The organism is Nonomuraea marmarensis (assembly GCF_043197025.1).
Classification (GTDB): domain Bacteria; phylum Actinomycetota; class Actinomycetes; order Streptosporangiales; family Streptosporangiaceae; genus Nonomuraea; species Nonomuraea marmarensis.
This window is the reverse complement of record NZ_JBICRM010000004.1, coordinates 204,653-230,410: the sequence shown is the minus strand read 5'-3', so window position 1 is coordinate 230,410 and position 25,758 is coordinate 204,653. Positions and strand designations below refer to the sequence as shown.

The following is a 25,758-nucleotide window of genomic DNA, read 5'->3' as shown; positions in this document are numbered from 1 at the left end:
CTAGCATGCAACTTTCTCAGATCGGCTACAAGCAAGGATGGGGCTGTCGCCGTAGGCGTCGGCGCTGCTGCTGCTGCTGCCGCCCCAGGTGGTGGGGGTGCTAGACCAGCACCCTGAGAGTCGGCGGCCCAGCCGCCGGCTCTCATTGAGCGTCTCCGGCCGTGAGCTCGCGCCGGCGATTTCCATTCGCCGGACATTCCGCGAGTTCTGGCCGGACACTCGCGGATTGCGGCGGCTCTTCGCGGCCGGTGTGGCATTCGCCGTCCTGGCCGCGCTCTGCGAGGTCGCCGCGATCCGCCTATTCGGCCACATCACCGACGAAGTGCTCACCACCAGGAAGCTGGGGGAGTTTTGGGCTCCCGCGCTCGCCTGGCTCGGGCTCGCCACGGTCGCCGGGGTGACGACCTTCGCAGGGGCGTACGCCACCGCGCTCGGCGCCGAACGGTTCCTGCTGGCCCTGCGCGACCGCGTGTTCGCGCACCTCCAGACGCTCGCGCCGGACTTCTCGGAGAAGCGGCGGCTGGGCGACCTGATGGCCCGCCTCACCGACGACATCGAGGCCATCGAGGAGCTCGTCGGCTCGGGGCTGGTCAAGCTGGTCACCACGGTCGCCAGCGTGGTCTTCTTCGCGGGGGCGGCCTTCTTCATCCGCTGGGACCTCGCGCTTCTCACTATGGCGCTGATCCCGGCGTTCCTGGTGGTGTCGAAGGTGTTCGCGGCCAGGTTCAGGACCGCCGCGGCGCGGGAGCGCGCCAGCAACGGCGCCATGAACAGCGTCCTGGAGGAGGGGCTGGCCAACCAGCCGCTCGTGCAGGCCTACAACCGGCAGGGCGAGGAGTCCCGGCGCCTGCACGGGGAGGGCCGCGGGTGGCTGCGGGCCAACATGGCGCAGGCGTGGTTGTCCAGCCTGTACGGTCCCGCCGTACAGGTCATCGAGACCCTCTGCCTGATCGTCATCCTCGGGTTCGGCGCGTGGGAGATCGCCGCGGGCCGGTTGACGCTCGGTGGCCTGCTGGCCTTCGCCGCGTACCTGGCCCTGCTGTACCCGGCCGTGCAGAGCCTGGGGGAGCTGGCCCTGACCGTGTCCGAGGCGGCCGCGGGGTCCGACCGGGTCATCGAGATCCTGCGGACCCGGCCCATCGTCACCGACGCCCCCGGCGCGGTGCCCGTGGGGACGAGCCGCGGGCGGGTGGAGTTCGACCGGGTCGGCTTCGCCTATCCGGGGCGGGGGCGGCCGGTGCTGCGGAACGTGTCCTTCACCGCCGAGCCCGGTGACGTCGTCGTCTTCACCGGGCCCAGCGGGGTGGGCAAGTCCACGGTGGCCAAGCTGCTGCTGCGCTTCTACGACCCGGACGCGGGGCGCATCCTGCTGGACGGCACCGACCTGCGCCGACTGACGCGCGAGTCGCTGCGCGAGAACATCACGATCCTGCACCAGGAGACGCTGCTGTTCTCGGGATCCGTGCGCGACAACATCGCCTACGGCCGCCCGGACGCCTCGCTCGACGAGATCGTCAGGGCGGCGGAGGCGGCGGGGGTGCACGGTTTCGTCCGGCTGCTGCCCCAGGGGTACGACACGCCGGTGGGGCAGCGGGGGCGGCTCCTGTCCGGCGGGCAGCGGCAGCGGATCGCGATCGCCAGGGCCATCCTGCGCGACGCGCCGGTGCTGGTGCTCGACGAGCCCATGACCGGGCTGGACGAGGCCATCGCCGCGCAGGTCATGCGGCCGCTGCGCCGGCTGATGGCCGGGCGGACGACGCTGCTGATCACACACGATCCGCGGTACGTGCCGGAGGGGGCTCGCCTGGTCGAACTGGAGCCGGTGCCCCGGGAGGAACGCGTCCGCCTCAAGCGCGCCGGCTGCCCGTCCCGGTCCGCTCGCCTGTCGGCACCTCCCTGACCGGTCACTCGTCCCGGCCGAATCACCGACACCCGCTCTGGTTTGGGGCGGGTGTCGGCTGTGAAGGGGATCGGCGCACTCGGCGGGGGTATATGTCGTGACATCTCCTCGGTAGAATCGGAGAGTTCTCTCCGTTTGCCAAGGCAGGTGCATGTATGGGGGACGACCACACCTCGGCCAGGCCGCTGCGCGCCGACGCCCGGCGCAACCGCGAGCGGGTCCTGCGGATCGCGCAGGAGGCGCTGGCCAGCGACGGCCTGACCATCTCCTTCGACGAGATCGCCCGGCGGGCCGGGTTCGGGGTCGGCACCGTTTACCGGCATTTCCCCACCAAGGAGGCGCTGTTCGAGGCGGTGCTGCTGGGCCGGATCGAGCGGTTCGTGGCCGACGCCCGCGCCAAGGCCACGGCGGAGGACGCGGGCCAGGCGTTCTTCGGCTGGTTCGCCCGCGTGGTCGAGCAGGCCTCGGCCAACCAGGCGCTCTGCGACATGCTGGAGAGCGGCTCGGGGATGGGGTTCGGGCCGGCTGCCAAGCTCGAGGACGACTTCACGCAGGCGATCGGCCGGTTGCTGGCCAGGGCGCAGCGGGCCGGGGCGGTGCGGCGTGACCTGGGGGCGGAGGACGTACGGGATCTGCTGCGGGGGTGCCTGGCGGCGGAGCGGCGGACGCGGGCCAGGGGCGGGGCCTTACGGATGGCGGAGGTGATCTGCGACGGGATGCGGGCGCGGGCGGACTGACCGCCCGGTCAAGGTGCTGTCGTCATAGGGGCACGGAACGTCACCCGCAGGGCGGTTTTTTCCGCTGATCGCAAGGGAAATCCCATGTCAGAGACATCGGACGCCCCGCCGAGGCCCGCCCCCCTGCGGATATCGACGTCCGGCCGCCGACGTTCGGAGGTTGCCATGTTCGCCCTCATCGCCGCACTGCTCTTCGTGATCGCGCTCGTCTTCGAGATCGCCGGCCTGGCCGTCGGCAGCGTGCTCAGGGTCACCACGCTCGGCACCGCCGGGCTGCTCTGCGTCGCGCTGCACCTGATGGGTGTGGGCGCGGGCTGGAGCCTGCTCAAGAAGTGACGCCCCGGCGCCGTGGGCCCGGTCACGCGAGGGTGAAGCGGACCTCGCGGGTGGCCGGGTCCGCTTGCGCCAGGCGTACCGTGACCTGCTCCCCGAGGGGGAGTTCGCCGTCGCAGCGGGCGATCACGGCCGGGTCGGCGAGTTGCACCTGCCCGCCCCCGCGCCGCTCGTCCACGTCGATCACCACCGCCTCGAACGGCTGCCCGATCCTGTCCCGTAACAGGAACGCCTCCACCAGGTCCACGCACGCCCGATCCGCCGCCCCCGCGCGCCGCCCGGTCGCGGCCATGATGTCCGGCAGGCCCGCGAGCGCCGCCCGCACGTCGGACGGGACCGGCTCGCCCGCCGCGACCGCCAGGCACACCTCCGTCGCGTAGCGGTCGACCAGCCGCCGCAGCGGCGCCGTGACATGCGTGTACGGGGCCGCGACCGCGGCGTGCTCGGCCAGCCTGGGCGGGGCGCCGTCGAAGGCCACGTATCCGGCGCCGCGCAGCAGCACCTTCGACTCGTGCAGGAACGCCGCCTGCTGCGCCTTCTTCGGGTCCAGATCGTGCACCACGGCGCCGTATCCCGCCCCGTCGGGCCACGGCACGTCCAGCGCCGCCGCCACCCTGCGCACCTTCGCCAGGCGGTCGGCGGGCGGCCGGGGCAACACGCGCAGGATGCCGATCTCGGCGTCGAGCATCATCGCGGCCGCGGCCATGCCGGTCAGCAGCGAGATCTGCGCGTTCCATGCCTCGGCGGGCAGCGGCAGCCGGAACTCCAGCCGGTAGCCGCCGTCGCCGGCGGGCACCACCTCCTGGTCGGGCGTGGGCAGGGTGACGCCGCCGCGCTCGCGTTCGAGTGCCAGCCTGAGCTCGCCGATCTCGGCCAGCAACTCCAGGACGCCGTCGGCGGTGCCGGTGTCGTGGACCACCTGCACGTAGCCGTAGTCGAAGCGCTCGCGGCTGCGTACGAGGGCGCGCTGCACGTCGGCGCCGACCGTGCGGCCGTCGGCGTCGAGGTCGATCCGCCACACCACCGCCGGTCGCAGCGCGCCGGGCAGCAGGCTGGCCGCCTCCTCCGACAGCACCCTGGGGTGCAGCGGCACCTTGCCCGCCGGCAGGTAGACAGTCTCGCCCCTGGTGCGGGCCTCGGCGTCGATGATCCCGCCGGGGCGGACGAACGCGCCGACGTCGGCGATCGCGTACCAGACGCGGTATCCGGCGCGCAGCCGCTCCAGGTGCACGGCCTGGTCGAGGTCCATCGAGCCGGGCGGGTCGATGGTGACGAACGGCACGTCCGACAGGTCCTTGGCGTCGAGCCTGGGCACCCGCGCCACCCACTCGGCCTCGTCGAGCACGGCGCGGGGGAAGTCGCCGGGCAGCCTGAGCTCCCGCCTGAGCCGGTCGAACCCGTCTTCCAGCCTGAGGGGTATCTCATCGGGAACCTGAATCACGCCTGACAACCTACAGGCGCGGGCGATCAGGTGAGGTGGGCGTCCAGGCCGGTGATTCGCAGCAGTCGTCGCATGCGCGGCGGGACGCCCGCGATCCGCAGCGGCGTGCGCTGGCGCAGGGCGTGGTTCTGGACGGAGACGAGGATGCCGAGCCCGGCCGCGTCGATGAAGGACAGGCGGCTCACCTCGATGACCAGCGTGACCTTCGCGCGGCCGCCGTGTCCCGCCTCCTGCAGCAGGTCGAGCAGGTGGCTGCGGAGCAGCTCGGTGGTGGCGATGTCGAGCTCCCCGGACACGCTCACGGTCAGCGTCCCGTTGTGGCGGCTGGTGGTCACGTGCAGTGGGTCCATATCCGGCTCCGCGCTGTGTCAGGGCCGGGAACATCCTGCCGGTAGCGCGGACCCGCCCTTGCCGTAGGCACCAGATGTCATACTCATGTCACTTAGAGCGACTGTGTGCTTCCGGAATGGAGTGTACATGTCCGCTCGTCCGCGTCCAGAGGTGAGCGGCTGTTCAGGTAGACAGGAGAATTCCTCAGGAAAACATTTCCGCTTACCAGTTGGCAGAAATTCACTCCCGCCGTCGCGGCTTCAGCCCGAGGAGGATGAGATCGCACAGGGATGCGAAGTCGTCCTCGATACCCGGCCGGCTCCAGCCGGAGGCGTGCACGGGGTTGTGGAAGGCGGTTGTGGCGTGGAAGACGGCGCGGGCCGCGGCGGCGGGGTCGGTGGCGGCCAGCTCTTCCCGCGCGACGCCGGTGGCGATGATCTGCTCGATCTGGCCGATCAGGTCGGCGACGTGCCGGTCGATGACCGCGCTGGCCTCGTTCACCAGCACCATGTACGTGGCGAACAACTCGGGATCGTCCAGCGCCTTCTTGCGCTTGGCGCCGGACAACGCCGCCAGCCAGTCGCGCAGCCGCACGTCGGCGGGCGTGTCCGCGGACATGACGTCGGCCAGGACCGCGTGCGACTCGTCCAGCCAGCGCTGGGTGACGGCCTCGCGCAGGGCGGTCTTGCTGGGGAAGTGCCGGTAGACGCTGCCGTGGCTGACCCCGAGCGCCCGCGCGACGTCGACGACCGTCGCCTTGGCGGGACCGTAGCGGCGCAGCACGTCTTGAGCCGCCGCGAGGATCTGGTCGGAGGTCAGGATGCCATCTGTCACCTTTCCAATTCTGTCAGCCGGTTCGGCATGCGAGGACGCGCCACTGGAGGGGCGGGCGATTTTTGCGGAAATTAGCAGGTTTGCGGGGGTAGATCACACTACGCTGCTAGCCCTGTCAGGTACGAGGGGGAAGCAGCGCATCGTGTGGATCGCAGTCGCAGTGCTGGCCGCCGCCGTCGTCGGCGCGGTGGCCTGGTGGTTCCGCCGTGGCCCGGCCGGCGGTGACGCCGACGACCGGTTCGAGACGGGGCAGACGTGGGGCTGGGAGCTCCGTCTCACGCCCGAGGCGCAGGCCGCGTTCATGGAGGGCCTGCGGGCCTGCCACGACGGCGGGGACACGCTGCGGGTCGGCGGGGAGCAGGGGGTGCTCACGACGTACGACCCGCCGCGGCTGATCTCGCTGCACCTGCTCGCGGACGCCTTCGCGGCCAGGGGCGACGCGGCCCTGCACGATCCGCAGGGCACCGTCGCGGCGCTGCTGGCGCGGCTGGCCGGGGCCGAGCGACCCGGGGTGTTGCGCCTGAGCCGGGACTGGCTGGACGGGGAGGTGGACGGCATGGACGGGACACGTTTCGCCGCCGCCGTGCGGGAGGTCGTGTACGCCGAGGGCGTCTGGTCGAGCGACGAGGCCATTGGAGCGTTGCAGGTCACCGTGACCGGCGGACGTCAGGAGCCGGAGGCCAACACGATGATGCTGGACCTGGCCCGGGTGCTCGAGCGCTACCGGGAGGCCCGTGACAAGCAGCCGGACGCCGGCGCCGAGGCACTGCTGCGCGAGGTCACGCCTCGGTTGATCATGGCCGGCGGGCCGGGCCTGACCTGGACGAAGCCGCCGACGGACGAGGAACTGCGCATCGTGACCGCCGCCTCGCCCGAGCTGCGCTGACCGCGTCGGTCCCAGCGCCGAGCCGACGCCGAGCCCGTAGCGATCACTCGTTGTGCTCCGCGCGGCCCTGCCGCCAGTAGCCCATGAACGCCACCGCGCGCCGGTCCATCCCCCGCTCGGCCACCAGGTGCCGCCGCAGGGTCCTGATCACGGCCGCCTCGCCGGCCAGCCACGCGTACAGCGGCCCGTACGCGTGCGCCTCCTCCTGCGGCACCTCCCACAACTCCGCCTCGTCTACGTCCACGTCGTCGAACGTCTCGGGCACGGGCAGCGGCGGCAGCAGCCGGTCGGCGGCGGCCTGGACGGCGGGGACGAGCAGGCTGCCGCGCTCGGCGCCGTTCCTGGCCAGCCAGCTCACCTGGACCGAGCCGGGCGTCTCCGCCTCGAGGAAGTCGTCCTCGCCGGGCACCTCCATGAGCGCCTGCCCCGCCAGGCCGGCCGGGAGGCGTTCGAGGACGGAGCAGATCGCGGGCACCGCGGTCTCGTCGCCCGCGATCAGCACGCAGCCGGTGCCCGCGGGCGGGCGGAACTCCAGGCCGCCGTGCCGGCCGTCGTGGCGGGCGTCCGGGCCGTAGAGCGCGGCGATGTCACCGGGCCGCACCCCTTCCGCCCAGCGCGCGACCGGGCCGCCGTCCGGGTGCATGACCACGTCCACGTCGACCTCGCGGGCCTCGGGGCGGACCAGGCGGGCGGTGTAGGTACGCATCGGGTTGCGTTCGGCGTCGTCGAGCTCCCGCCATCGCGGGAACCAGTCCAAGCCGGTCGGCAGGTGGGCCAGGCCGTGCCCGGGGAGCGGGAGGATGAGCTTGAGCCGCTGGTCGAACCCGTTGTCGGCGAAGAGGTGCAGATCGTCTCCGGTGAAGGTCACCCGCAGGAACGAGGGGCTCAACCGCTGGAGCCTGTCCACCCGTGCGTCGAACATGCGAAAGGGCTCGGTCATCCCCGGCTCTCCGATCTTTATTAGGTGAGGCTAACCTAATCGATCGCGCGAGTGATGGCCAGCCCGGTCTGATTGCGCTGGGTCGCCAGACGAATGCGAGATATCGGATTGCCGCAGGTGGGCCCTGGTTCGCACGACCGGAAATCGGGGCTGTGATGAAAGTTTCACCGCCGATTGACAGCGGGAAAGCGCTTACCTATGTTGTCGCTTGTTCGCTCACACGTATGGCAATCACATATGTGAACGGATGCTCGCTGGGGGGACACCATGCCGCAGGCCGTACAGGGCCTGCCCGGGCCAGCAAGGAGCTTGAATCGTGCGACACAGAATCAACGGCAGAACGGCTGCGGTCATCGCGGGCGTCATCGCCCTGTCGGGCACGGCGGTGGCCGGCGTCGCGGTGGCCTCGGCGGCCGCTCCGGCGCCAGGGGCGTACACCGTGGTGAACAACGGCAGCGGCCTGTGCCTCACCGTACCGGGATCCAGCTCGTCCGACGGCGTCCAGCTCACGCAGACCGGCTGCGGCGGCGCCGCGCAGACCTGGAACCTGGCCGCGAGCGGCAGCGGCTACACGCTCAAGGCCGCCCACAGCGGCAAGTGCGCGGGCGTGCGGGACGCGAGCACGTCCGCGGGCAAGGCTGTGCAGCAGGAGAGCTGCTCCGGCGCGGCGTCCCAGACGTGGACGCTGCCCGAGTCGGGATCCACCCTCAGGATCGTCAACGCCAACGGCGGCAAGTGCCTCAACACCAAGGACAACTCGACCGCCTCGGGCGCCGCGGTGCAGCAGAACTCCTGCGACTCGGTGGCCACCAAGCAGTGGCGGCTCGTCCCCGCGGGCGGCGGCAACCCGACCGATCCGCCCACCGACCCACCGACCGATCCCCCGACGACGCCTCCTCCCGGCAACCCGAACGGGCTGGCCGGCTGGGCCACGCAGGGCGGCGGCACCACCGGCGGCGGCAACGCCGCGCCGGTCACCGTCAACAGCGCCTCGGCCCTGACCAGCGCGCTGTCGGCCGGCGGCGCCTCGGTGATCCGGGTGTCGGGCACGATCTCCTGCTCGGGCATGCTGCGGGTGGCCTCCAACAAGACCGTGCTGGGCAACTCGGGCGCGACCATCGTCGGCTGCGGGTTCAACATCTCCGAAGCCTCCAACGTGATCGTCCGCAACCTCACCTTCCGTGACTGGGATGACGACGCCATCAACGTCCAGTACTCGACCCGGGTGTGGATCGACCACAACTCCCTCAGCAACGGCTACGACGGCGCCGTGGACGTCAAGCGGGCCAGCGACTACGTCACCATCTCGTGGAACAAGGTCTCCAACCACGACAAGACCATGCTGCTCGGCCACAGCGACGACAACGGCACCGAGGACCGGGGACACCTGCGGGTGACGTACCACCACAACTGGTTCGACGGCACCACGCAGCGCAACCCGCGCGTCCGCTTCGGCAACCCGGTGCACGTCTACAACAACTTCTACGGCAGCGTCAGCGGCTACGGCGTGGCCTCCACCGAGGGCGCGGGCGTGCTGGTCGAGGGCAACTACTTCGAGAACACCGAGGACCCCTATCACCTCGGAGAGGCCGCGTCCGGCCCCGGCACCCTGGTCGCGCGCAACAACCACTTCGTCAACTCCGGCAGCGGCCAGGCCGGCGGCAGCGTCGGGTCGATCCCCTACTCCTACTCGCTCGACACCGCCTCCAACGTCAAGTCCATCGTGACGGCGGGGGCCGGCGCAGGCAGGATCTCCGTCTGACCCCCCGGCTCCTCCGGCGTGCCCGCCGGAGGGGCCGCGGCGTCACGCCGGGCTGCTGTAGCGGGCCTGCCTGGCGGCGGCGGTCAGGGCCGCGGCCCTGGCCGCCTCTGTCGGGGTGAACGGCAGCTCGGGCCGCCTGATCAGCAGGGTACGGTCCGGGTTCACGGAGATCACCATGGTGGTGTTGAGCTCGGCGCCCTCGTCCACCGTGTCGCCGGGCCGCCGCCACTCGACCTGCGAGACCCGCAGCAGCTCGGCCATGGCCTCCGGCAACCGGTCGGGGTCGGCGCTCACCCGCTGCGCCAGCACGAACGCCTGTACGCCGGGGTCGCTGAGGTCCTTGACCTGGGCGGGCACGATCACGACGTCGTGCCCGCCCGCCTCGGTCAGCGCGGTGGCCAGCACGTCGAGCGCCAGCCCGGGCGGCGCCTCGATGACGAACTCGTCGAGCGCGTCGCACCCGGCGGGCGTGATGGCGCTGCTGCCGGTCGGCGCGATGTGCAGGGCCAGGATGTTGCAGCCGAGGCGGCCGAACGCGCCCGCCACGGTGGCGAGCCTGCCGGGACGCTCGACCACCCGCATGCGAATGCGCCACAACGCCATGGGCGACCCGGCGCCCCCTTCCACCGGGAGCGGCCCGGCCTTGCGCGCCGGGCGGCGGCCCATCCGCTTGCGGCCCATCCGCTTGCGGCCCATCCGCTTGTGGCCCATCCGCTTGTGGCCCATCCGCTTGTGGCCCATCCGCTTGTGGCCCATCCGCTTGTGGCCCATCCGCTTGTGGACTGCCGCCCCCACGATCATCGCCGCCCCCAGCCCGACCAGCACGACCGGCCCGGGGTCCCGGTGCCCGAGCAACGTCGCGAGCAGGTGCGCCAGGCCGACCGCGAGGAACAGGGCGGCAAGCTCCACGATCTCCCGCTTCCAGGAGCGCGCGTGCTTGTCGGTCTGTCCGGAACGTGCGTGAATCACCTCAGGTGCATCGCTCATGACACCCAGTCTGTCCACGGGTTGTTACATGATCACGAGCGGCGAGGTTGCGGCGCCATTAAACCGCGTTCACCGCGTGACCGGAACATGGCCTGGCTTTGCCACCATATTCAGCTCCAGGCCGGCGGCGCCGCTTCGGTCCTCCCCTGGGTGAGTCCTCCTGGCTGCGTGAACGGGGTATGAATTCTGCCGTACCATCACCTTTCCGGCCGCGCGGGCCCGACAATCGCCATCCCATAATTTCCTTATGGGGGTTATTTCGGGGAACGGGGTGCGATGAAGCGGTGGGTCGGCGTCATTCTGGCGGTGGTTCTCGCCGGGGTGGCGGTGGTGGCGATTCTCCTGGGGAACCGGGGGGACGCGGGGCCGGAGGCGGTCTTAGTGCGGGGGGTCATCGGGTCGGAGAAGAAGCCGTTCTTCGACGATCCCCGGGTCAGGGCGGCCTTCGCCAAGCACGGGTTGCGGGTCGAGGTGGACACCGCGGGGTCGCGGCAGATCGTCACCGACGTGGACCTGAGCCGGTACGCCTTCGCCTTTCCCTCCAGCGTTCCGGCCGCCGAGCGGATCAAGCGCGATCGCAAGGCCACCACCACGTACTCGCCGTTCTACTCGCCGATGGCGGTGGCCACGTTCCAGCCGATCGCGGGCCTGCTGACCAGGGCGGGCGTGCTGCGCGGTTCCGGCAAAGGTTACCAAACCCTCGATATAAAGAAATATCTGGATTTAGTCGCCAAAGGCATCCGCTGGGATCAATTTCCGGATAATTCAGCTTACCCGGCTCGTAAGCGGGTGCTCCTCACCACCACCGACATCCGTACCTCGAACTCCGCCGCCATGTACCTGTCGGTGATCGGTTACGTCGCCAACGGCGAGGACGTGCCCACCTCCGCCGCCCAAATCGCCAAGATAGCGTCCGTGATCGCGCCGGCCGTGCTCGACCAGGGCTTCGCCGAGTCCACCAGCGAGGCGTCGTTCGACGACTACCTGGCGCTGGGCGCGGGCAAGACGCCGATGCTGGTCGTCTACGAGGCGCAGTACCTGTCGCACGTCTTCGCCGGCGACGGCGCGATCAAGCCCGAGATGCGGCTGGTGTACCCGTCGCCGACCGTGCTCAGCAAGCACACGCTGGTCCCGCTGGCCGGGCCGGGCGCCCAGGTCGGGGAGTTGCTCACGAAGGACCCGGAGCTGCAGGCCCTGGCGGCCGCGTACGGTTTCCGCACCACAGACCCCAAAGCGTTCACCGACCTGGTCGCGAAGACGAAGGCGCCGGCCGCGGCCGACCTGGTGGACGTCGTCGAGCCGCCCACGTACGAGCGGCTGGACCAGCTGATCACCACCATCGACTCCGCCCGACCTTAGAGACCCCGGCCCTGGCAAGGAGATCCCGCACGTGTCCGATCTGGTGCTCACGCCGCCCGCGCCGGTCACCCCGGTCTCGGCCGAGACGGCGGCCACCATGCTGCCGATGGCCGGCGAGCGCGCCGCCGAGCTGACCGCCAAAGCGCGCGACTTCGCCGGCGAGCTGAGCGGGCTCGACCCGCGCTCGCCGGAGTTCTCCCGCAAGGTGCACGACATCTCCTCGATGGGCGACACCGAGATCAGGTCCGCGTCCCAGGTCGCCAACCGCATGCTCAAGCGGCCGGTCGCCGCCCTGGACGCGGCCCGGGGCGAGGGCGCCGACGCGCAGGCCAGGGTCGCGAACGAGCTGGTCGCGCTGCGCCGTACCGTCGTGGACCTGGATCCGAAGCAGGCCGCGAGCGGGACGCGCAAGCTGCTGGGGCTCATCCCGTTCGGCGACCGGCTGCGCGACTACTTCGCCAAGTACCACTCCGCGCAGAAGCACATCGACGACATCATCCGCGCGCTCAAGTCCGGCCAGGACGAGCTGCTGCGCGACAACGCCGCCATCGAGGGCGAGAAGGCCAACCTGTGGGAGGCGATGACCCGGCTGCAGGAGTACGCGGTCATGGCCCAGGCGATGGACGCCGCCCTGGAGGACAGCATCGCGCTGGCCGACGAGGAACGGGCCACGGCGTTGCGCTCCGACGCCCTGTTCACCGTGCGCCAGCGGCACCAGGACCTGCTCACCCAGCTCGCCGTGTCGGCCCAGGGTTACCTGGCGCTCGACCTCGTACGCAAGAACAACCTGGAGCTGAGCAAGGGCGTGGACCGCGCCACCACGACCACGGTGGCGGCGCTGCGCACGGCGGTGACGGTCGCGCAGGCGCTGGCGAACCAGAAGCTGGTGCTCGACCAGATCACCGCGCTGAACGCCACCACGGGCGACCTGATCCTGGCCACCAGCGAGATGTTGCGCACCCAGGCGGGCGCGATCCAGAACCAGGCGGCGTCGACCACCGTGGACCTGGACACGCTGCGCAAGGCGTTCGACAACGTCTACACCACGATGGACCTGATCGACGCGTTCCGCGCGAAGGCCGTGGACAACATGGCGGCCACCGTGGACAGCCTGTCCGCCGAGCTGGGGCACGCGAAGACGTACCTGGAGCGGGCCCGGGAGAGCGCTGAATGAGACGAGTCCTGATGGTCCTCGTCCTGCTCCTTGCGGGCCTGGCGGGATGCGCGTCCGGTGAGGACCCGGCCGACACGCTGCGGGTGCTGGCGGGCAGCGAGGTCAAGGACCTCGAGCCGCTGCTCCAGCGGGCCGAGGCGGAGGCCGGCGTCAAGGTGAAGCTCACCTACACCGGCACGCTCGACGGCGCCGAGCAGGTCGCGAGCGGCCGCGCCGACGGCCGGCTGGACGCGATCTGGTTCTCCTCCAACCGCTACCTGTCCCTGATCGACGGCGCCCAGGCGAAACTCTCCACCCAGACCAAGATCATGGTCTCCCCGGTCGTGCTGGGGCTGAAGCCCGCCAAGGCGAGCGAGCTCGGCTGGGACGGCAAGCCGGTCACCTGGGCGGACATCGCGAAGGCGGCCAAGGAGGGCAGGTTCAGCTTCGGCATGACCAACCCCGCCTCCTCCAACTCCGGCTTCTCCGCCCTGGTCGGGGTGGCCGCGGCACTGTCAGGCGCGGACGGGGCGCTCAGCGCCGAGCAGGTCGACTCGGTGACGCCGCGGCTGAAGGAGTTCTTCTCCGCGCAGCGGCTGACGGCGGGCTCGTCCGGCTGGCTGGCCGACGCCTACGCCCGCGACCCGCGCGTGGACGGCATGGTGAACTACGAGTCGGTCCTGCTGGGCGTGCGCGAGCCGCTCACGCTGGTCTACCCGGGCGACGGCGTGGTCAGCGCCGACTACCCGCTCACGCTGCTCGCCTCCGCCCCCGAGGCCAAGAAGGCCCTGTACGGCAAGCTCACCGCCTGGTTGCGCACGCCCGCCGTACAGAAGGAGATCATGACCGGCACCCACCGGCGGCCGATCGTGCCGGGCGTGGCCCAGGACCCCAGGTTCGGCGGGAGACAGCTGATCGAGCTGCCGTTCCCGAACCGGCGCAGCACCGCGGACGAGCTGATCGCCACTTACCTCAACCGGGTGCGTGTCCCGGCGGAGGCGAGGTTCGTGCTGGACACGTCCGGCTCGATGCAGGGCGACCGGATCGCAGCCCTGCGGCAGGCGCTGGTCGCGCTGACCGGCGCCGACACCTCCGCCTCCGGCGCGTTCTCGCGGTTCAGCAACCGCGAGGCAGTCACGATGATCCCGTTCAGCGGCGCGCCGGGGGAGCCGGTCCCGTTCACCGTCCCGGAACGCGACCCCGAGCCGGTGCTCGCCCAGATCAAGGGGTTCGCCGAAGGGCTGGCCGCTGAGGGCGGCACCGCGATCTACGACAGCCTCGGCGCCGCCTACGACCGTCCGGTCACGCCCGGCCACTACACCTCGATCGTGCTCATGACCGACGGCGAGAACACCGACGGCTCCGACTACGCCGCCTTCGAGGCGCGCTACCGGGCGCTGCCGGAGGAGCGGCGGGCGCCGACGTTCGTCGTGCTGTTCGGCGAGAGCGACGTGGCGGAGATGCGCAAGGTCGCCGAGCTGACCGGCGGCGCCGTGTTCGACGCCCGCAAGACCTCGCTCAGCGGTGTGTTCAAGGAGATCCGTGGCTACCAGTGACCGGGTCCTGCGCTATCTGGGCTCGACCAGGAACATCGTCGGCTCTTCCCTGGCGCTGCTCGGCCTGCTGGCCCACTTCCTGGGGCTGGCGGGCGCGTTCTGGCCGCTGGTCGTGGCGGCGCTGTACGGGGTGGGCGCGCTGCTCGCCCCGCCGGAGCGCGTCCGGCTGACGATCTCGCACGCCGAGGTGGAGACGCGGGCGCTGCGGGCGGACCTGGACACGCTGCTCCGGCGGATCGGCGGGCGCTTCCCCGCTGACGTGCACGTGGCCGTGGACGCGCTGGCCGAGGTCCTGCGGGGGGTGCTGGACCGGGCCGAGCAGCTCACCGCGTCCCCGGACCAGCTGCACGTGGTGTCGCAGACGATCCGCCGCTACCTGCCCGCGAGTCTGGAGGCGTACGCGAACCTGCCGCGCGGCTACGCCCTCACCCGCCGCGGCGGGCGGGAGCGTAGCGCGCACGAGGAGCTGCTCGCCCAGCTCGCGCTGCTCGACGCCCAGTCGCGCAAGGTGGCCGAGGCCATCCACCGGGGCGACGAACAGGCGCTGCGCGATCAGGGCCGGTTCCTGCGCGACAGGTTCGGCGGATCCGAGCTGGATCTCGGCTGATCCCGCTCGACGTCGAAACGGGATCTCGACCTAAACCCTCTCGACCTCGAAGAGCAGCGCGGACGCCGGCCGCAGCGACGGTCCGGGCAGCCCCAGCTCGCCCAGCGTGGCGCCGGGCAGCCGCAGCGATTCGTCGGCCCACCCGGGCATCGCCGTCCCGGCCGGAATCGGCCCCGCGATCCGCAGGTCGTACTCGGCCGCCGGGTCGAGCCCGGGCAGCCGCAGCGGCGCGGGCCCCGACTCGACCCGGGAGGTGAGCTGCACGAACGCGAACAGCCCGCGCTCCGGCGTCACCACGCCGTGCAGCAGCGCCGACGGGTCCGGATGGTCGGCGCGGACCACCCGGCCCGCGTGCAGCAGCGGCCTGAACCGCTTGTGCAGGGCGATCCAGGTGGCCAGCTCCTCGAGCTCGGACTCGCTCGCCGCGGTCAGGTCCCACTCCACGCCCATGTGCCCGAACAGCGCGGTCGCGGCGCGGAAGCCCAGCGGCAACGCCCGGCCCGTGATGTGGTCGTACGGCGCGCCGACGTGGCTGCCCATGCGCTCCGGCGGCACCAGCAGCCCGGTCCAGCGCTGGATCGCCTGCCGGTCGAGCGCGTCGTTGCTGTCGGAGGTCCACACCCGGTCGGTACGGGCCAGGATGCCGTAGTCGATGCGCGCCCCGCCGGACGAGCACGACTCGATCTCCAGCCCCGGATGCCGGCGGCGCAGCTCGTCCAGCAGCCGGTAGGTGGCCTGGGTCTGCGCGTGCACGCCGGGCACACCCCCGTGCACCGGCTCGGCGATGTCGCGGTTGTGGTCCCACTTGATGTAGTCGAGCGCGTACTCGCCGGCCAGCGTGTCCAGCCGGCCCAGCACGTAGTCGTACGCCTCCGGCCTGGCCAGGTCGAGCACCTGCTGGTGGCGCTGCGGCGGCGGCAGCCGGTCGGGCATGCCCAGGATCCAGCCTGGGTGCTCGCGGGCCAGGTCGGAGTCCAGGTTGACCATCTCGGGCTCGAACCAGAGGCCGAACTGCATGCCGTGCTTGCGTACGTGCTCGGCCAGCGGGTGCAGGCCGTCCGGCCACACGTCCTCGTCGACGTACCAGTCGCCGAGCCCGGCCCGGTCGTCGCGGCGGTGGCGGAACCAGCCGTCGTCGAGCACGAACCGCTCGATCCCGACCGCCGCCGCCCGGTCCGCCAGCTCCAGCAGCCGGTCGAGGCCGTGGTCGAAGTAGGTGGCCTCCCAGTTGTTCAGCGTGACGGGCCGGACGGACAGCGAGCGCTCGGCCCGCAGGTGGTCGTGCAGCCGGGCGCTGGCGTCGTCGAGCCCGCTGTCCGACCAGGTGAAGTACACCAGCGGCGTGCGGTACGTCTCCCCCTGGGCCAGGGTGATCTCGCCCGATTCGAGCAGCTCGCCCGCGGCCAGCAGCGCCACGCCCTCGTGCAGGCGCTCGGCGTAGTGGACGTGGTCGCCGCTCCAGCCCGCGTGCACCCCCCACACCTCGCCGCCGCGGAAGCCGAACCCCTGGGTCCCGGCCACCAGCAGCCCGGTGCCGTCGTGCCCGGTGCGGCCCCGCCGGTTCTCCCTGGACCACACGCCGTGCCCGAACGCCCGGCGCTGCGGCACCTTCTCCAGCGCCCACCGGCCGGTGAAGTCCAGCAGCTCGCCGGCCCGCGCGGGCACCGGCAGCGCGCAGGTCAACCCCTCCACCCGGTACGGCGTCGCGGCCACGTTCAGCACCGTGTGCCGCATCGTCACCAGGCCGCGCGTGTCCATGGCCAGCTCGGTGAACAGCTCCAGCCCCGCGTCGGGGTCGGCGGCCGTGACGGTCACCGTGCCTCCGGCGCCGGGTCTGGCCGCCACCTGGACGTCCTCGAGGCTCCACCGCACCGGCCAGTGCTCGCCGGCCCTGCTTCCCGACAGGCCCGGCCTGCCGTACCAGGTGTCGCCCTGCGCGGGCACCAGCCGCGGCACGGGCGACAGGGACCCCAGCACGGGCAGGAGCGCGATCGCGTCGACGGGGCCGAGGTCGGCGCCGAAGTGGCGCACCCGGGGCAGGCCGTCGCCGGAGCGATCGAGCACCAGGGCGACGCCCGCGGCGGAGAGGATCAGGGGGAACAAGTCGGCTCCTTACTCGGGGGCGGGCGCGGGAGCTGCGCCTGTCGTGGGTCGACTCAGCGTATGACGCTACCGGTAGCCCTTGGCGAGGACCTCCTGTGTGTCGCGGGTGATCGTGGCGGCCTGGCCGGGGGAGAGGGCGGTGCGCGGCGGGCGGCAGGCACCGCCCTTGCGTCCGGCCAGGTCCATCGACAGTTTGATGGACTGCACGAACTCCGGCTTGGAGTCCCACCGCAACAGCGGGTGCAGGTCGCGGTAGAGGGGCAGCGCCCTGGCCACGTCGCCGGTGGTGGCCAGGTGGTAGAGTTCGACGGTGGCCCGCGGGATCATGTTCGGGTATCCGGCGATCCAGCCGACCGCCCCGGCGATGCCCAGCTCCAGCAGCACGTCGTCCGACCCGACCAGCAGGTCGAGCCCGGGCGCCAGCTCGGCGATCTCGTACGCCCTGCGCACGTCCCCGGTGAACTCCTTGACCCCGACGATCAGCCCCTCCTGGTGCAGCTCGGCCAGCAGGTCGGGGGTGAGGTCCACCTTCGTGTCGATCGGGTTGTTGTAGGCCACGACCGGCAGGCCCGCCTTGGCGACCTCGCGGTAGTGGCCGACGACGGCGTGCCGGTCGGCGCGGTAGGCGTTCGGCGGCAGCAGCAGCACCGACGCGGCGCCCGCCTCGGCCGCCTGCTCGGCCCACCGCCTGGCCTGGGCCGCGCCGTAGGCGGCCACGCCCGGCATGACGTGGAAGCCGTCGGGCGCGGCCTCGACCGCGGTGCGCACCACGCGGGCCCGCTCCTCGTCGGACAGCGTCTGGTACTCGCCGAGCGAGCCATTGGGGCACACGCCGTCGCAGCCGCCCGCGGCCAGGAACCGCACGTGCTCGGCGTAGCCGTCGTAGTCCACCGTCAGGTCGTCATTGAAGGGCAGCGCGGTCGCGACGTGCACGCCGTGCCACACGGGGGCGGTCATGATCTCTCCTTGCTCCAGTTCTCCAGCCCGCTCGCGTCGAGGGGCAGTGCGTCGGACAGGTTCTCCGCGCCGTCCGGCGTGACCAGCAGGTCGTCCTCGATGCGCACGCCGATCCCGCGCAGCTCCGGCGGGACCGTGCGGTCGTGGGCGTGGAAGTACAGTCCAGGCTCGACGGTGAGCACCATGCCCGGGGCCATGAGCGCGCCGTGGTACGCCTCCACGCCGGACTTGGCGCAGTCGTGCACGTCCAGGCCCAGGTGGTGGCCGATGCCGCAGATCAGGTAGCGGCGGTGGTGCTGGCCGTGCTCGGACAGGGCCTCGTCGACCGAGACCGGCAGCAGCCCCCAGTCGTGCAGCCCGTTCGCGATGACCTCCATGGCGGCGTGGTGGAAGTCGGTGAACCGGCGGCCCGGCGCCACCTGCGCCAGCCCGGCCCGGTGCGCCCGCTCCACCAGGTCGTGCACCTGCCGCTGGGCGGGGGAGAAGGTGCCCGAGGCGGGGAAGGTGCGGGTGACGTCGGCGGTGTAGTGGCTGCGCGTCTCCACCCCCATGTCGAGCAGCAGCAGCTCGCCTGGCAGCACCGGGCCGTCGCAGCGCACCCAGTGCAGGGTCGGGGCGTGCGGGCCGCTGCCCACGATGGAGGCGTAGCCGGGGCCGTTGCCGTACGTCCTGGCGTACCGGTCGAACGTGCCCTGCAGCCAGCGCTCGCCCCGCCCCTTGATCGCCTTGGGGACCTCGGCCAGCACCGCCGCGAAGCCCTCGACGGTACGGTCCACGGCCTCACGGAGCTGCTCGATCTCCCACACGTCCTTGATCATGCGCAGCTCCGCCAGCACCCGCAGCAGCTCCTCGGAGCCGCCCTGCTCCCAGCCGGGCCCGGCGAGCAGGGCGTCACCGGGCGGCCCCGCGAAGTCCGCCAGCGGCTTGACCTCGATGCCCAGCGCGGCCGACCACTCGGCCGGGGACGGCGACGGCCCCACCCACAACTCTCCATGGGCGGCGTCGGAGAAGAAGCCCACGTCTCCCGGACGGGCGGAGACCGGCAGGTACAGGGTGGCGTCGCTGTCGGTGACCACGACCACGGCGTCCTCCGCCGCGCAGCCCGTGAGCCAGTAGAAGTCGCTGTCCACGCGGAAGTCGTAGGCCGTGTCGTTGCTGCGTACCGGCGCCCGCCCGGCCGCCACCACGACGGTCCTGCCGGGCAGCGCGGCGCCGAGCCGGAGCCGATGCGCGGCGGCGGCCTCGGCGGCGCCCGGCACCAGCGCGGGGGTGCGGGCGGGGGAGTCCCAGCCCTGGGCGATGTACTCGACGAACGCGGGGATTTCCGTAAGTTTGGGGGGCTTGCCGTCACTCACCGGTGATTCCTCCTCCTATGTCGCGGACGAGCCCGGTCAGCCTGGCGAAGACGCGGTCCTCGCCGATGCCGTCGTGCTCGTACTCGTTGGTGACCCAGGCATGCGTGTTGCCGACGCGGGCGGCGGTGTCCAGTTGCAGGCCGGAGTCGACGTACATGTCGTCGAAATAGACGGCCGCGGCCACCGGAACATCGTTGGCGGCCAGCCGGTCCAGGTCGTACAGCGGCGGCCAGTCAGAGCGCTCGGCGAGCAGCTCGACGGCGGCGCGGAAGGGCCGCAGCACCCGGATCTCCTCGAACATCCAGGGATACATCATCTCCCCGGTGAACAGCAGCGGCCGGGCGTCCTCGGCGAAGGCCGGATGCCGGGCGCGCTCGCTCTCGGCCGCCCACGCGGTCGCGCCGGGCCCCGAGCCGTAGATGCTCTCCTGCAGCGCGGCGAACAGCGGGTTGTCGGCGTAGGAGGAGCGGGCCAGCACCTGGTGCAGGAAAGTCTCCGGCAGCCCAGCGGACTCGTCGAGCAGCCAGTGCATGCGCTCGTAGCCGGGTTTCATGCCGAAGTCGATGCCCAGGGACTGCAGCCGCCGCACGGTCAGCACGTCCCCGTCCGGCAGCAGCACGTCACCCTCGGCCAGCCGGTCGGCCAGGCGGCCCGCCGTCTCCACGTGGTGCGGGTAGCGGCGGTAGAACTCGGCGTTCTTGGCCGCGACCCGGGGATAGGTGCGCCGGTAGACCTCGGCGGCGTCCGGCTCCAGCGCCGGCAGACCGCCCGCCACGTAGCAGGCGGTCAAGCCCTCGGGCGCGTCGGACAGGTAGGTCAGCGTGAGGAAGCCGCCGTAGCTCTGCCCGAGCGTCGACCAGCGCTTGCCGCCGAAGACGGTCTTACGCAGGTGCTCGGCGTCGGCCACGATCGAGTCCGCGCGGAAGCGGGCCAGGTACGCCGCCCCCTCGTCCGGGCTGAGCGCGCCCATCACCCGCCCGTCGATCCGCGAGCTGCGGCCAGTGCCCCGCTGGTCCAGCAGGATCACCCGGTACGTCTCCAGCGCCCGCCCCAGCCAGCCCGACGTGCCCACGGGACGCGGACCCTTGCCGCCCGGCCCGCCCTGCAGGTAGAGCAGGCACGGCAGGTCCTCCCGATCGCGGACGGGATCGACCAGCTCCCGGGCGAACACGCTGATCGTGGCCCCAGGATCATGGCCGGGGCCGGACCAGTCGAGCGGCACCTCCACGACGTGGTCACGCACCCGCATCCCGGGCATCGTGTAACTCGCTGTGATCATCGAAGTTCCCTCCTGCGGCGTTCCCATTCGGGGTTGATGCGGGGGATGGCGGCCAGCAGCGTCCGCGTGTACTCGTCCCGCGGGTCGCCGAACACCTGCGCGGCCGAGCCCAGCTCGACGATCTTCCCCTTGCTCATGACCGCGACGCGCTGCGCGATCTGCCGGACGACGGCCAGGTCGTGGGCGATGAAGATGTAACTGAAGCCGCTCTCCCGTTGCAGCCGCCGCAACAGCTCGATCACCTGCGCCTGCACCGACACGTCCAGGGCGGAGACCGCCTCGTCGCAGATCACCAGCTTGGGATTGACGGCCAGCGCGCGGGCGATGCCGATGCGCTGTGCCTGCCCGCCGGAGAACTGCGCGGGGTAGCGCAGCGAGTGGTCGGGGTTCAGCCCGACCCGCTCCATCAGCTCCTTCGCGTGCGCCCGCCGGCTGCCGTGGGGCGCGATGCCCTGGTAGACCAGCGGCGCCATCAGGATCCGCTCGACGGTGTGCCGGGGGTTGAGCGAGGAGAACGGGTCCTGGAAGACGACCTGCACGTTGCCGCGGAAGCGGGCCAGCGCCGCCCCCGTGGCCCGGGTGACGTCCTCGCCCTCGAACTCCAGCGTGCCCTCGCTGGGATCCATGAGCTTGGCCACCATGCGGGCGGTCGTCGACTTGCCCGACCCCGACTCGCCCACTACGGCCAGCGTCTCGCCCAGCCGCACCTCGAAGCTCACCCGGTCGACCGCCGTGAACTCGGCCTTGGCACCCAGCGGGCCGCGCAAGACGAACCGTTTCGTCAGGTCTCTGGCCTGCAGAAGCGTCATGCGGTCACCCCGTCCTCAGCTGGGTCGTCGATGCGCGGGATGCTCTCCAGCAACATCCGGGTGTAGTCGTGCCGCGGCCCGGCGAAGATCTGCTCGGCGGTGCCGTACTCGACCGGCTCGCCCCGGCGCATCACCAGCACGCGGGTGGCGATCGAGCTGATCACGGCCAGGTCGTGCGTGATGAACACCATCCCGGTGCCGCTCCGCTGCCGCAGGTCGGCCAGCAGCCGCAGGATCTGCGCCTGCACTGTCACGTCCAGGGCCGTGGTCGGCTCGTCGGCGATGAGCAGCTCGGGCGAGCACACCAGCGCCATCGCGATCATGATGCGCTGCCGCTGCCCGCCGGAGAACTGGTGCGGGTAGTAGTCCACCCGCCGCCCGGCGTCCGGCAGCCCCACCTGTTCGAGTGCCTCGATCGCGACCTTCCTGGCCGCCTTGCGCGAGCGGCCGCGATGGGTGCGATAGACCTCCTCGATCTGCAGGCCGACCGTGTAGTACGGGTTCAGCGACGACAGCGGATCCTGGAAGATCATCGACATCCGGTCACCGCGCAGCCGCCGCAGCTCCCGATCCGGCCGCCCGAGCAGCTCGACGCCGTCCAGCCGGACGCTGCCACCGGTCCTGGCGCCCCTGGGCAGCAACCCCATGATCGCCAGGCTGGTCATCGACTTGCCGGACCCCGACTCGCCGACGATCCCGACCGTCTCGTCCCGCCCGACCGTGAACGAGACGCCCTTGACCACGTCCACCGGGCCGCAGGTGGTCGGGAAGGTGACGGTGAGGTCCTCCACCACAAGCAGCTCGCTCATTTCGCCGTGATCCTCACTCTCGGGTCCAGCGTCGTGTAGACGAGGTCCACCACCACGTTCCCGACCACCACGAAGAACGCCGCCAGCAGCGTCACCGCCATGATCACCGGCTGGTCGTTCTTGGCGATCGAGTCGGCGGCCATCTTGCCGACCCCGTTCAGCCCGAACACCGTCTCGGTGATCAGCGCGCCGCCCAGCAACGCGGCGAAGTCCATGCCGAAGATCGTGGTGATCGGCGTCAGCGCGGGGCGCAACGCGTGCCTGCGCATGGTCAGCACCGGGCTCAGCCCCTTGGCCCGGGCCGTGCGCATGAAGTTCTCGGCGAGCGTGTCGATCACGTTCGCCCTGGTCAGCCGCGCGTACAGGCAGGCGTAGCCGGTGGCCAGCACGATCCACGGCATCAGGTACGACTGGAACCACACCACCGGGTCGTCGCCGAACGCCACGGCCTGCGGGAACGGCAGCACCTGGAGCTGCACCACCAGCACGTACTGCAGCGCCAGCGCCAGCACGTAGTTGGGGATGCTGGAGCCGCCCAGGGCCAGCCCCATCGCGGTACGGTCCCACCAGGTGCCCTCCTTGACCGCGCTGAGCAGCCCGGCGAGGACCCCGAAGAACAACCACAACACGGCCGCGCCGACCGCGACCGTGGCGCTGACCGGCAGCCGCTCGACGACCATGTCCCACACGGACTGGTTGGTCTGGAAGCTGTAGCCCAGGCACGGGGCCGCGCAGTGCACCAGGTTCGCGCCCTCGCCGTAGTCCCGCCCGGCGAAGATCCCGCCGAGGAAGCCGAAGAACTGGGTCAGGAACGGCTTGTCCAGCCCCAGCACCATGCGGATCTGGTCGATGCGCTCGGGCGTGCACGTCTTCCCGCAGATCAGCACCGCGGGGTCCGGTGACAGCGTGAAGAAGATGAGGAACGTGAACAGGCACACCAGGAAGAGGATCAGCACCACTCCGGCGAGGCGCCCGGCCAGGTAGCGCGCCATCATGAGGCCTCCCCCGTGTCGAGGGCGGCCCGCAGCCGGTCGCCGAGCACGGTCAGCGACAACACCGTGCCGAACAGGAACGCGCCGGGGACCGCGAAGTACATCGGATCCACGGCGTACCAGCCGACCGAGCCGGCGATCATCTGGCCCCACGACGGCGTCGGCGGCGTCACGCCCACGCCCAGGAACGACAGGCCCGCCTCGGTGCCGATGAACCCGGGGACGGCCAGGGTGGTCATCACGATCAGCGAGTTGCGCAGGTTCGGCAGGATCTCCTTGAACACCAGCGCCCCCGTGGAGGCGCCGGACGCCCGCGCGGCCTCCACGAACTCCCGGTTGACCAGGGTCATCGTCTGCCCGCGCACCACCCGCGCCAGGTACGGCCAGCCGAACACGGTGATCACCGCGACCAGCAGCACCGACTTGTTGCCCTGCGGCAGCGAGGACAGGATCGCGATCATGAAAATCAGCGCGGGGAAGGCCATCAGGAAGTCCATGACCCGGCAGATCACCTGGTCCACCCAGCCCTGGTAGAACCCGGCCAGCATGCCCAGCACCACGCCCAGCAGGGTCGTCAGCGCCGTGGCGGCGGTGGCGATCAGCAGCGACACGCGCGCCCCGTAGGCGACGCGGGCCAGGATGTCGCGGCCGTTCTGCGGTTCGACGCCCAGCAGGTGCTCGGCGCTGATCCCGCCCAGCGACCCGCGCGGCAGCCCGCCCAGGTCGGTGTTGATCGCGGCGGAGTCGAAGTCGTTCGGGCCGTGGCCGGTGATCGCGCTGATCAGCGGCGCGCAGATCGCCATGAGCACGATGAGCGCGAGGAACGCGGTGCTGAGGACGGCGCCCCTGTCGTGCAGGAGCACGCCCGCGATCCGGCGGCCCGAGGTGGCGGGCGGGGCCGCCACCTCAGTGTGGGCTACGACGGTCATCTACTTCGTCGGTTTCGCCAGACCGACCGAGACCAGGTCGATGCCACCGGAGAACGACGCCGACAGGTACGCGCCCGCGATGTTCGAGCCGATGATCGTGACGTACTTCTCGTAGGTGAGCGGCACGATCGGCGCCTGCGCCATGATCTGCTTGTCCAGCTCGCCGTAGGCCGCGTTGGCCTGCTGCACGTCGGGCATGGCCGCGATCTCGTCGATGTGCGAGTTGATCGCCTTGTCGTCGATCTGCGCGAGGTTCTGGTTGCCCTTGGCGACGATGGTACGCCCGTCGAACAGCGGCGGCAGGAACGTCGCCCCCGACGCCCAGTCAGGGCACCAGCCGGTGACGGCGGCGTCGCTCTGCTGCGTCGGAGTGCCGATCACCTCGTAGAACGTGGAGACATCGACGTTCTTGATCTTGACGTCGATGTTCACCTGCTTGAGCGCCTCCTGGATCGCCACCGACATCGCCTGCATCTTCGGGTCGGACCGCGTGTCGAGCGTGAGGGAGAACCCGTTGGCCAGGCCCGCCTCGGCGAGCAGCTTCTTGGCGGTCTCGACGTTGTGCGGGTACGGGTCATAGTCCACCCGCCCGGGGATCGTCGGCGGCTGGATCGCGGTTGCCTTGGCGGACAGCGTCGAGCCGCCCTGCGCCGCGACCACGGTGTCCTTGTCGACCGCGTAGTTGATCGCCTGGCGTACCCGCAGGTCGTCCAGGTTCTTCTTGGTCGTGTTCAGGGACATGTACGTGGTGCAGCCGGTCAGGCCGCTCAGCGTGCGCGCCTTGAGCTGCGGCGCCTGCACCCGAGCCACGGTCGCGCCCTGGATGTTCCCCATGATCGCGTCGGTGTCGGTGCCCTGCCCGGCCATCATGCGCTCGTCGATGGTGGCCGCGTCCAGCCCGAACGTCCATTCGAACGCGTCCGGCTTGGCCGCCCGCACGGGGTCGGTCTCGGCCTTCCACTGCGGGTTGCGCACCAGCTTGAGCGAGGCGCTGCGCTGGTAGCTCGCCACCTTGTACGGCCCGCTCGCGATCGGCTTGCTGTCGAACGCGGCCGCCGCGCCGGTCCCCTTGGGGAACGGGACGAAGTTCGGCAGCGTCAGCGCGCTCGGGAAGTCGGGGAACGACTTCTTCAGGTGGAACACGACCGTCTTGGCATCGGGCGTCTCGATCGTGTCGAGATCGCCGGACAGGTACGGGCCCTTGTAGTCCTTCGGCGCGTCGAGCAGCAGCTTGGCGTAGGGAGAGCCGATGCCGGCCTCCGGGTCGAACGACCGCGAGAACCCGAACTTCACCGCCTCGCTCGTGATCGGCGTGCCGTCCTCGAAGAACAAGTTGTCCTTGAGCGTGTACGTCCAGGTCTTGTGGTCTGCGGACGGCTTGCCGGTGTCCGTGGCCAGGTCGGGCACGATCTTCGTGCTCTCCGCGCCCGGCCCTGCCCCGACCGTGGTCAGGCCCCGGTAGATGAGCCGGTAGAAGTTGTTCACGCCGCCGTCCCAGCCGCGGGCCGGGTCCAGGTGGGAGAAGTCCGCGTTGGTCAGGAACCGCAGCGTGCCGCCCGTCGCGGGGGCCGCGGCCGAGGTGGCCGCGCCGCCGCCGGAGCCCGGTGCCGCGCCGCCGCCCCCACCGCACGCGGTGAGCGCCAGCACGGCGGTCATGGTGACGCTCGCGAGCGCCGCCGATCTCCTCATATCTCGTCTTC

The 25,758-nt window shown here is 71.3% G+C and carries 23 protein-coding genes; 9 read left to right on the top strand and 14 right to left on the bottom strand.

What is annotated here, in order from left to right; translation table 11 throughout:
- Positions 1 to 226 precede the first annotated feature (226 nt).
- The 3 genes from ACFLIM_RS08455 to ACFLIM_RS08445 all read left to right on the top strand — a co-directional run bounded on the left by ACFLIM_RS08455 (position 227) and on the right by ACFLIM_RS08445 (position 2,973).
- A complete protein-coding gene (locus ACFLIM_RS08455; RefSeq protein ID WP_393163737.1) occupies positions 227 to 1,900 on the top strand; it encodes an ABC transporter ATP-binding protein in 1,674 nt (557 codons plus the stop codon).
- A 155-nt stretch (positions 1,901 to 2,055) separates the two neighbouring features.
- Positions 2,056 to 2,637, top strand: a complete 582-nt coding sequence (locus ACFLIM_RS08450) for a TetR/AcrR family transcriptional regulator (RefSeq protein ID WP_393163735.1) — start codon at positions 2,056 to 2,058, stop codon at positions 2,635 to 2,637.
- 165 nt (positions 2,638 to 2,802) lie between these two features.
- Entirely contained in the window at positions 2,803 to 2,973 is a 171-nt protein-coding gene (locus ACFLIM_RS08445; protein WP_393163733.1) for a hypothetical protein, read from the top strand.
- 22 nt (positions 2,974 to 2,995) lie between these two features.
- On the opposite strand, the gene ACFLIM_RS08440 is transcribed toward ACFLIM_RS08445, so the two are convergent.
- From ACFLIM_RS08440 to ACFLIM_RS08430, 3 genes are all read right to left on the bottom strand, one after another.
- Positions 2,996 to 4,411 (bottom strand): RNB domain-containing ribonuclease, encoded by a 1,416-nt coding sequence (locus ACFLIM_RS08440; protein WP_393163731.1) that lies wholly within the window; start codon positions 4,409 to 4,411, stop codon positions 2,996 to 2,998.
- A 26-nt stretch (positions 4,412 to 4,437) separates the two neighbouring features.
- Positions 4,438 to 4,761 (bottom strand): STAS domain-containing protein, encoded by a 324-nt coding sequence (locus ACFLIM_RS08435; RefSeq protein ID WP_393163729.1) that lies wholly within the window; start codon positions 4,759 to 4,761, stop codon positions 4,438 to 4,440.
- A gap of 220 nt (positions 4,762 to 4,981) precedes the next feature.
- Positions 4,982 to 5,575 carry a TetR family transcriptional regulator gene (locus tag ACFLIM_RS08430; protein ID WP_393163727.1) on the bottom strand — a complete coding sequence of 198 codons (594 nt, stop codon included), beginning with the start codon at positions 5,573 to 5,575 and terminating at the stop codon, positions 4,982 to 4,984.
- A 142-nt stretch (positions 5,576 to 5,717) separates the two neighbouring features.
- Between ACFLIM_RS08430 and ACFLIM_RS08425 the strand changes: the two genes are divergently transcribed.
- The gene (locus ACFLIM_RS08425) at positions 5,718 to 6,461 is read left to right on the top strand and encodes a hypothetical protein (RefSeq protein WP_393163725.1); all 744 of its coding nucleotides are present in this window, start codon (positions 5,718 to 5,720) and stop codon (positions 6,459 to 6,461) included.
- Between the two features lie 43 nt (positions 6,462 to 6,504).
- On the opposite strand, the gene ACFLIM_RS08420 is transcribed toward ACFLIM_RS08425, so the two are convergent.
- Positions 6,505 to 7,401 (bottom strand): siderophore-interacting protein, encoded by an 897-nt coding sequence (locus tag ACFLIM_RS08420; RefSeq protein WP_393163723.1) that lies wholly within the window; start codon positions 7,399 to 7,401, stop codon positions 6,505 to 6,507.
- Between the two features lie 316 nt (positions 7,402 to 7,717).
- Here ACFLIM_RS08420 and ACFLIM_RS08415 point away from each other — a divergent pair, with 316 nt between their 5' ends.
- The gene (locus ACFLIM_RS08415) at positions 7,718 to 9,163 is read left to right on the top strand and encodes an RICIN domain-containing protein (RefSeq protein WP_393163721.1); all 1,446 of its coding nucleotides are present in this window, start codon (positions 7,718 to 7,720) and stop codon (positions 9,161 to 9,163) included.
- 42 nt (positions 9,164 to 9,205) lie between these two features.
- Here ACFLIM_RS08415 and ACFLIM_RS08410 read toward each other — a convergent pair whose 3' ends face one another.
- Positions 9,206 to 10,150, bottom strand: a complete 945-nt coding sequence (locus ACFLIM_RS08410) for an ACT domain-containing protein (protein WP_393163719.1) — start codon at positions 10,148 to 10,150, stop codon at positions 9,206 to 9,208.
- A 276-nt stretch (positions 10,151 to 10,426) separates the two neighbouring features.
- Here ACFLIM_RS08410 and ACFLIM_RS08405 point away from each other — a divergent pair, with 276 nt between their 5' ends.
- Genes ACFLIM_RS08405 through ACFLIM_RS08390 form a run of 4 tightly spaced genes read left to right on the top strand, consistent with a single transcriptional unit; the run spans position 10,427 to position 14,825 of the window.
- Positions 10,427 to 11,509, top strand: a complete 1,083-nt coding sequence (locus tag ACFLIM_RS08405) for a hypothetical protein (RefSeq protein WP_393163717.1) — start codon at positions 10,427 to 10,429, stop codon at positions 11,507 to 11,509.
- Between the two features lie 31 nt (positions 11,510 to 11,540).
- Positions 11,541 to 12,683: a toxic anion resistance protein gene (locus tag ACFLIM_RS08400; protein ID WP_393163715.1), complete on the top strand. Its 1,143-nt coding sequence runs from the start codon at positions 11,541 to 11,543 to the stop codon at positions 12,681 to 12,683.
- Positions 12,680 to 14,218, top strand: a complete 1,539-nt coding sequence (locus ACFLIM_RS08395) for a vWA domain-containing protein (protein WP_393163713.1) — start codon at positions 12,680 to 12,682, stop codon at positions 14,216 to 14,218. The genes ACFLIM_RS08400 and ACFLIM_RS08395 overlap by 4 nt, the downstream gene beginning before the upstream one ends.
- Positions 14,205 to 14,825, top strand: coding sequence for a hypothetical protein (locus ACFLIM_RS08390; protein WP_393163711.1), 621 nt, complete (start codon positions 14,205 to 14,207; stop codon positions 14,823 to 14,825). The genes ACFLIM_RS08395 and ACFLIM_RS08390 overlap by 14 nt, the downstream gene beginning before the upstream one ends.
- Positions 14,826 to 14,855: 30 nt before the next feature.
- On the opposite strand, the gene ACFLIM_RS08385 is transcribed toward ACFLIM_RS08390, so the two are convergent.
- From ACFLIM_RS08385 to ACFLIM_RS08345, 9 genes are all read right to left on the bottom strand, one after another.
- Positions 14,856 to 16,928, bottom strand: a complete 2,073-nt coding sequence (locus ACFLIM_RS08385) for an alpha-galactosidase (protein ID WP_393163708.1) — start codon at positions 16,926 to 16,928, stop codon at positions 14,856 to 14,858.
- Between the two features lie 66 nt (positions 16,929 to 16,994).
- Positions 16,995 to 17,885: a dihydrodipicolinate synthase family protein gene (locus tag ACFLIM_RS08380; RefSeq protein WP_393163706.1), complete on the bottom strand. Its 891-nt coding sequence runs from the start codon at positions 17,883 to 17,885 to the stop codon at positions 16,995 to 16,997.
- The gene (locus tag ACFLIM_RS08375) at positions 17,882 to 19,240 is read right to left on the bottom strand and encodes an aminopeptidase P family protein (RefSeq protein WP_393163704.1); all 1,359 of its coding nucleotides are present in this window, start codon (positions 19,238 to 19,240) and stop codon (positions 17,882 to 17,884) included. Before ACFLIM_RS08375 ends, ACFLIM_RS08380 begins: the two co-directional genes overlap by 4 nt.
- Positions 19,233 to 20,519: an alpha/beta fold hydrolase gene (locus ACFLIM_RS08370; RefSeq protein WP_393163702.1), complete on the bottom strand. Its 1,287-nt coding sequence runs from the start codon at positions 20,517 to 20,519 to the stop codon at positions 19,233 to 19,235. Before ACFLIM_RS08370 ends, ACFLIM_RS08375 begins: the two co-directional genes overlap by 8 nt.
- A complete protein-coding gene (locus tag ACFLIM_RS08365; RefSeq protein ID WP_393163700.1) occupies positions 20,516 to 21,328 on the bottom strand; it encodes an ATP-binding cassette domain-containing protein in 813 nt (270 codons plus the stop codon). Before ACFLIM_RS08365 ends, ACFLIM_RS08370 begins: the two co-directional genes overlap by 4 nt.
- Positions 21,325 to 22,137 (bottom strand): ABC transporter ATP-binding protein, encoded by an 813-nt coding sequence (locus ACFLIM_RS08360; protein ID WP_393163698.1) that lies wholly within the window; start codon positions 22,135 to 22,137, stop codon positions 21,325 to 21,327. The genes ACFLIM_RS08365 and ACFLIM_RS08360 overlap by 4 nt, the downstream gene beginning before the upstream one ends.
- Positions 22,134 to 23,132, bottom strand: a complete 999-nt coding sequence (locus ACFLIM_RS08355) for an ABC transporter permease (protein ID WP_393163696.1) — start codon at positions 23,130 to 23,132, stop codon at positions 22,134 to 22,136. The genes ACFLIM_RS08360 and ACFLIM_RS08355 overlap by 4 nt, the downstream gene beginning before the upstream one ends.
- Positions 23,129 to 24,058, bottom strand: a complete 930-nt coding sequence (locus ACFLIM_RS08350; RefSeq protein ID WP_393163694.1) for an ABC transporter permease — start codon at positions 24,056 to 24,058, stop codon at positions 23,129 to 23,131. The genes ACFLIM_RS08355 and ACFLIM_RS08350 overlap by 4 nt, the downstream gene beginning before the upstream one ends.
- On the bottom strand, positions 24,059 to 25,747 hold the full coding sequence (locus ACFLIM_RS08345; RefSeq protein ID WP_393163692.1) for an ABC transporter substrate-binding protein: 1,689 nt from the start codon (positions 25,745 to 25,747) through the stop codon (positions 24,059 to 24,061).
- Positions 25,748 to 25,758: the final 11 nt, after the last annotated feature.

What these genes read in the sequence shown, in the direction of transcription:
- ACFLIM_RS08450 (WP_393163735.1), top strand. Translation starts at nt 2,056, where the DNA reads ATGGGGGACGACCACACCTCGGCCAGGCCGCTGCGCGCCGACGCCCGG.
- ACFLIM_RS08445 (WP_393163733.1), top strand. Translation starts at nt 2,803, where the DNA reads ATGTTCGCCCTCATCGCCGCACTGCTCTTCGTGATCGCGCTCGTCTTC.
- ACFLIM_RS08435 (WP_393163729.1), bottom strand. Translation starts at nt 4,761, where the DNA reads ATGGACCCACTGCACGTGACCACCAGCCGCCACAACGGGACGCTGACC.
- ACFLIM_RS08420 (WP_393163723.1), bottom strand. Translation starts at nt 7,401, where the DNA reads ATGACCGAGCCCTTTCGCATGTTCGACGCACGGGTGGACAGGCTCCAG.
- ACFLIM_RS08410 (WP_393163719.1), bottom strand. Translation starts at nt 10,150, where the DNA reads ATGAGCGATGCACCTGAGGTGATTCACGCACGTTCCGGACAGACCGAC.
- ACFLIM_RS08405 (WP_393163717.1), top strand. Translation starts at nt 10,427, where the DNA reads ATGAAGCGGTGGGTCGGCGTCATTCTGGCGGTGGTTCTCGCCGGGGTG.
- ACFLIM_RS08395 (WP_393163713.1), top strand. Translation starts at nt 12,680, where the DNA reads ATGAGACGAGTCCTGATGGTCCTCGTCCTGCTCCTTGCGGGCCTGGCG.
- ACFLIM_RS08380 (WP_393163706.1), bottom strand. Translation starts at nt 17,885, where the DNA reads ATGACCGCCCCCGTGTGGCACGGCGTGCACGTCGCGACCGCGCTGCCC.
- ACFLIM_RS08370 (WP_393163702.1), bottom strand. Translation starts at nt 20,519, where the DNA reads ATGATCACAGCGAGTTACACGATGCCCGGGATGCGGGTGCGTGACCAC.
- ACFLIM_RS08365 (WP_393163700.1), bottom strand. Translation starts at nt 21,328, where the DNA reads ATGACGCTTCTGCAGGCCAGAGACCTGACGAAACGGTTCGTCTTGCGC.
- ACFLIM_RS08360 (WP_393163698.1), bottom strand. Translation starts at nt 22,137, where the DNA reads ATGAGCGAGCTGCTTGTGGTGGAGGACCTCACCGTCACCTTCCCGACC.
- ACFLIM_RS08355 (WP_393163696.1), bottom strand. Translation starts at nt 23,132, where the DNA reads ATGATGGCGCGCTACCTGGCCGGGCGCCTCGCCGGAGTGGTGCTGATC.
- ACFLIM_RS08350 (WP_393163694.1), bottom strand. Translation starts at nt 24,058, where the DNA reads ATGACCGTCGTAGCCCACACTGAGGTGGCGGCCCCGCCCGCCACCTCG.
- ACFLIM_RS08345 (WP_393163692.1), bottom strand. Translation starts at nt 25,747, where the DNA reads ATGAGGAGATCGGCGGCGCTCGCGAGCGTCACCATGACCGCCGTGCTG.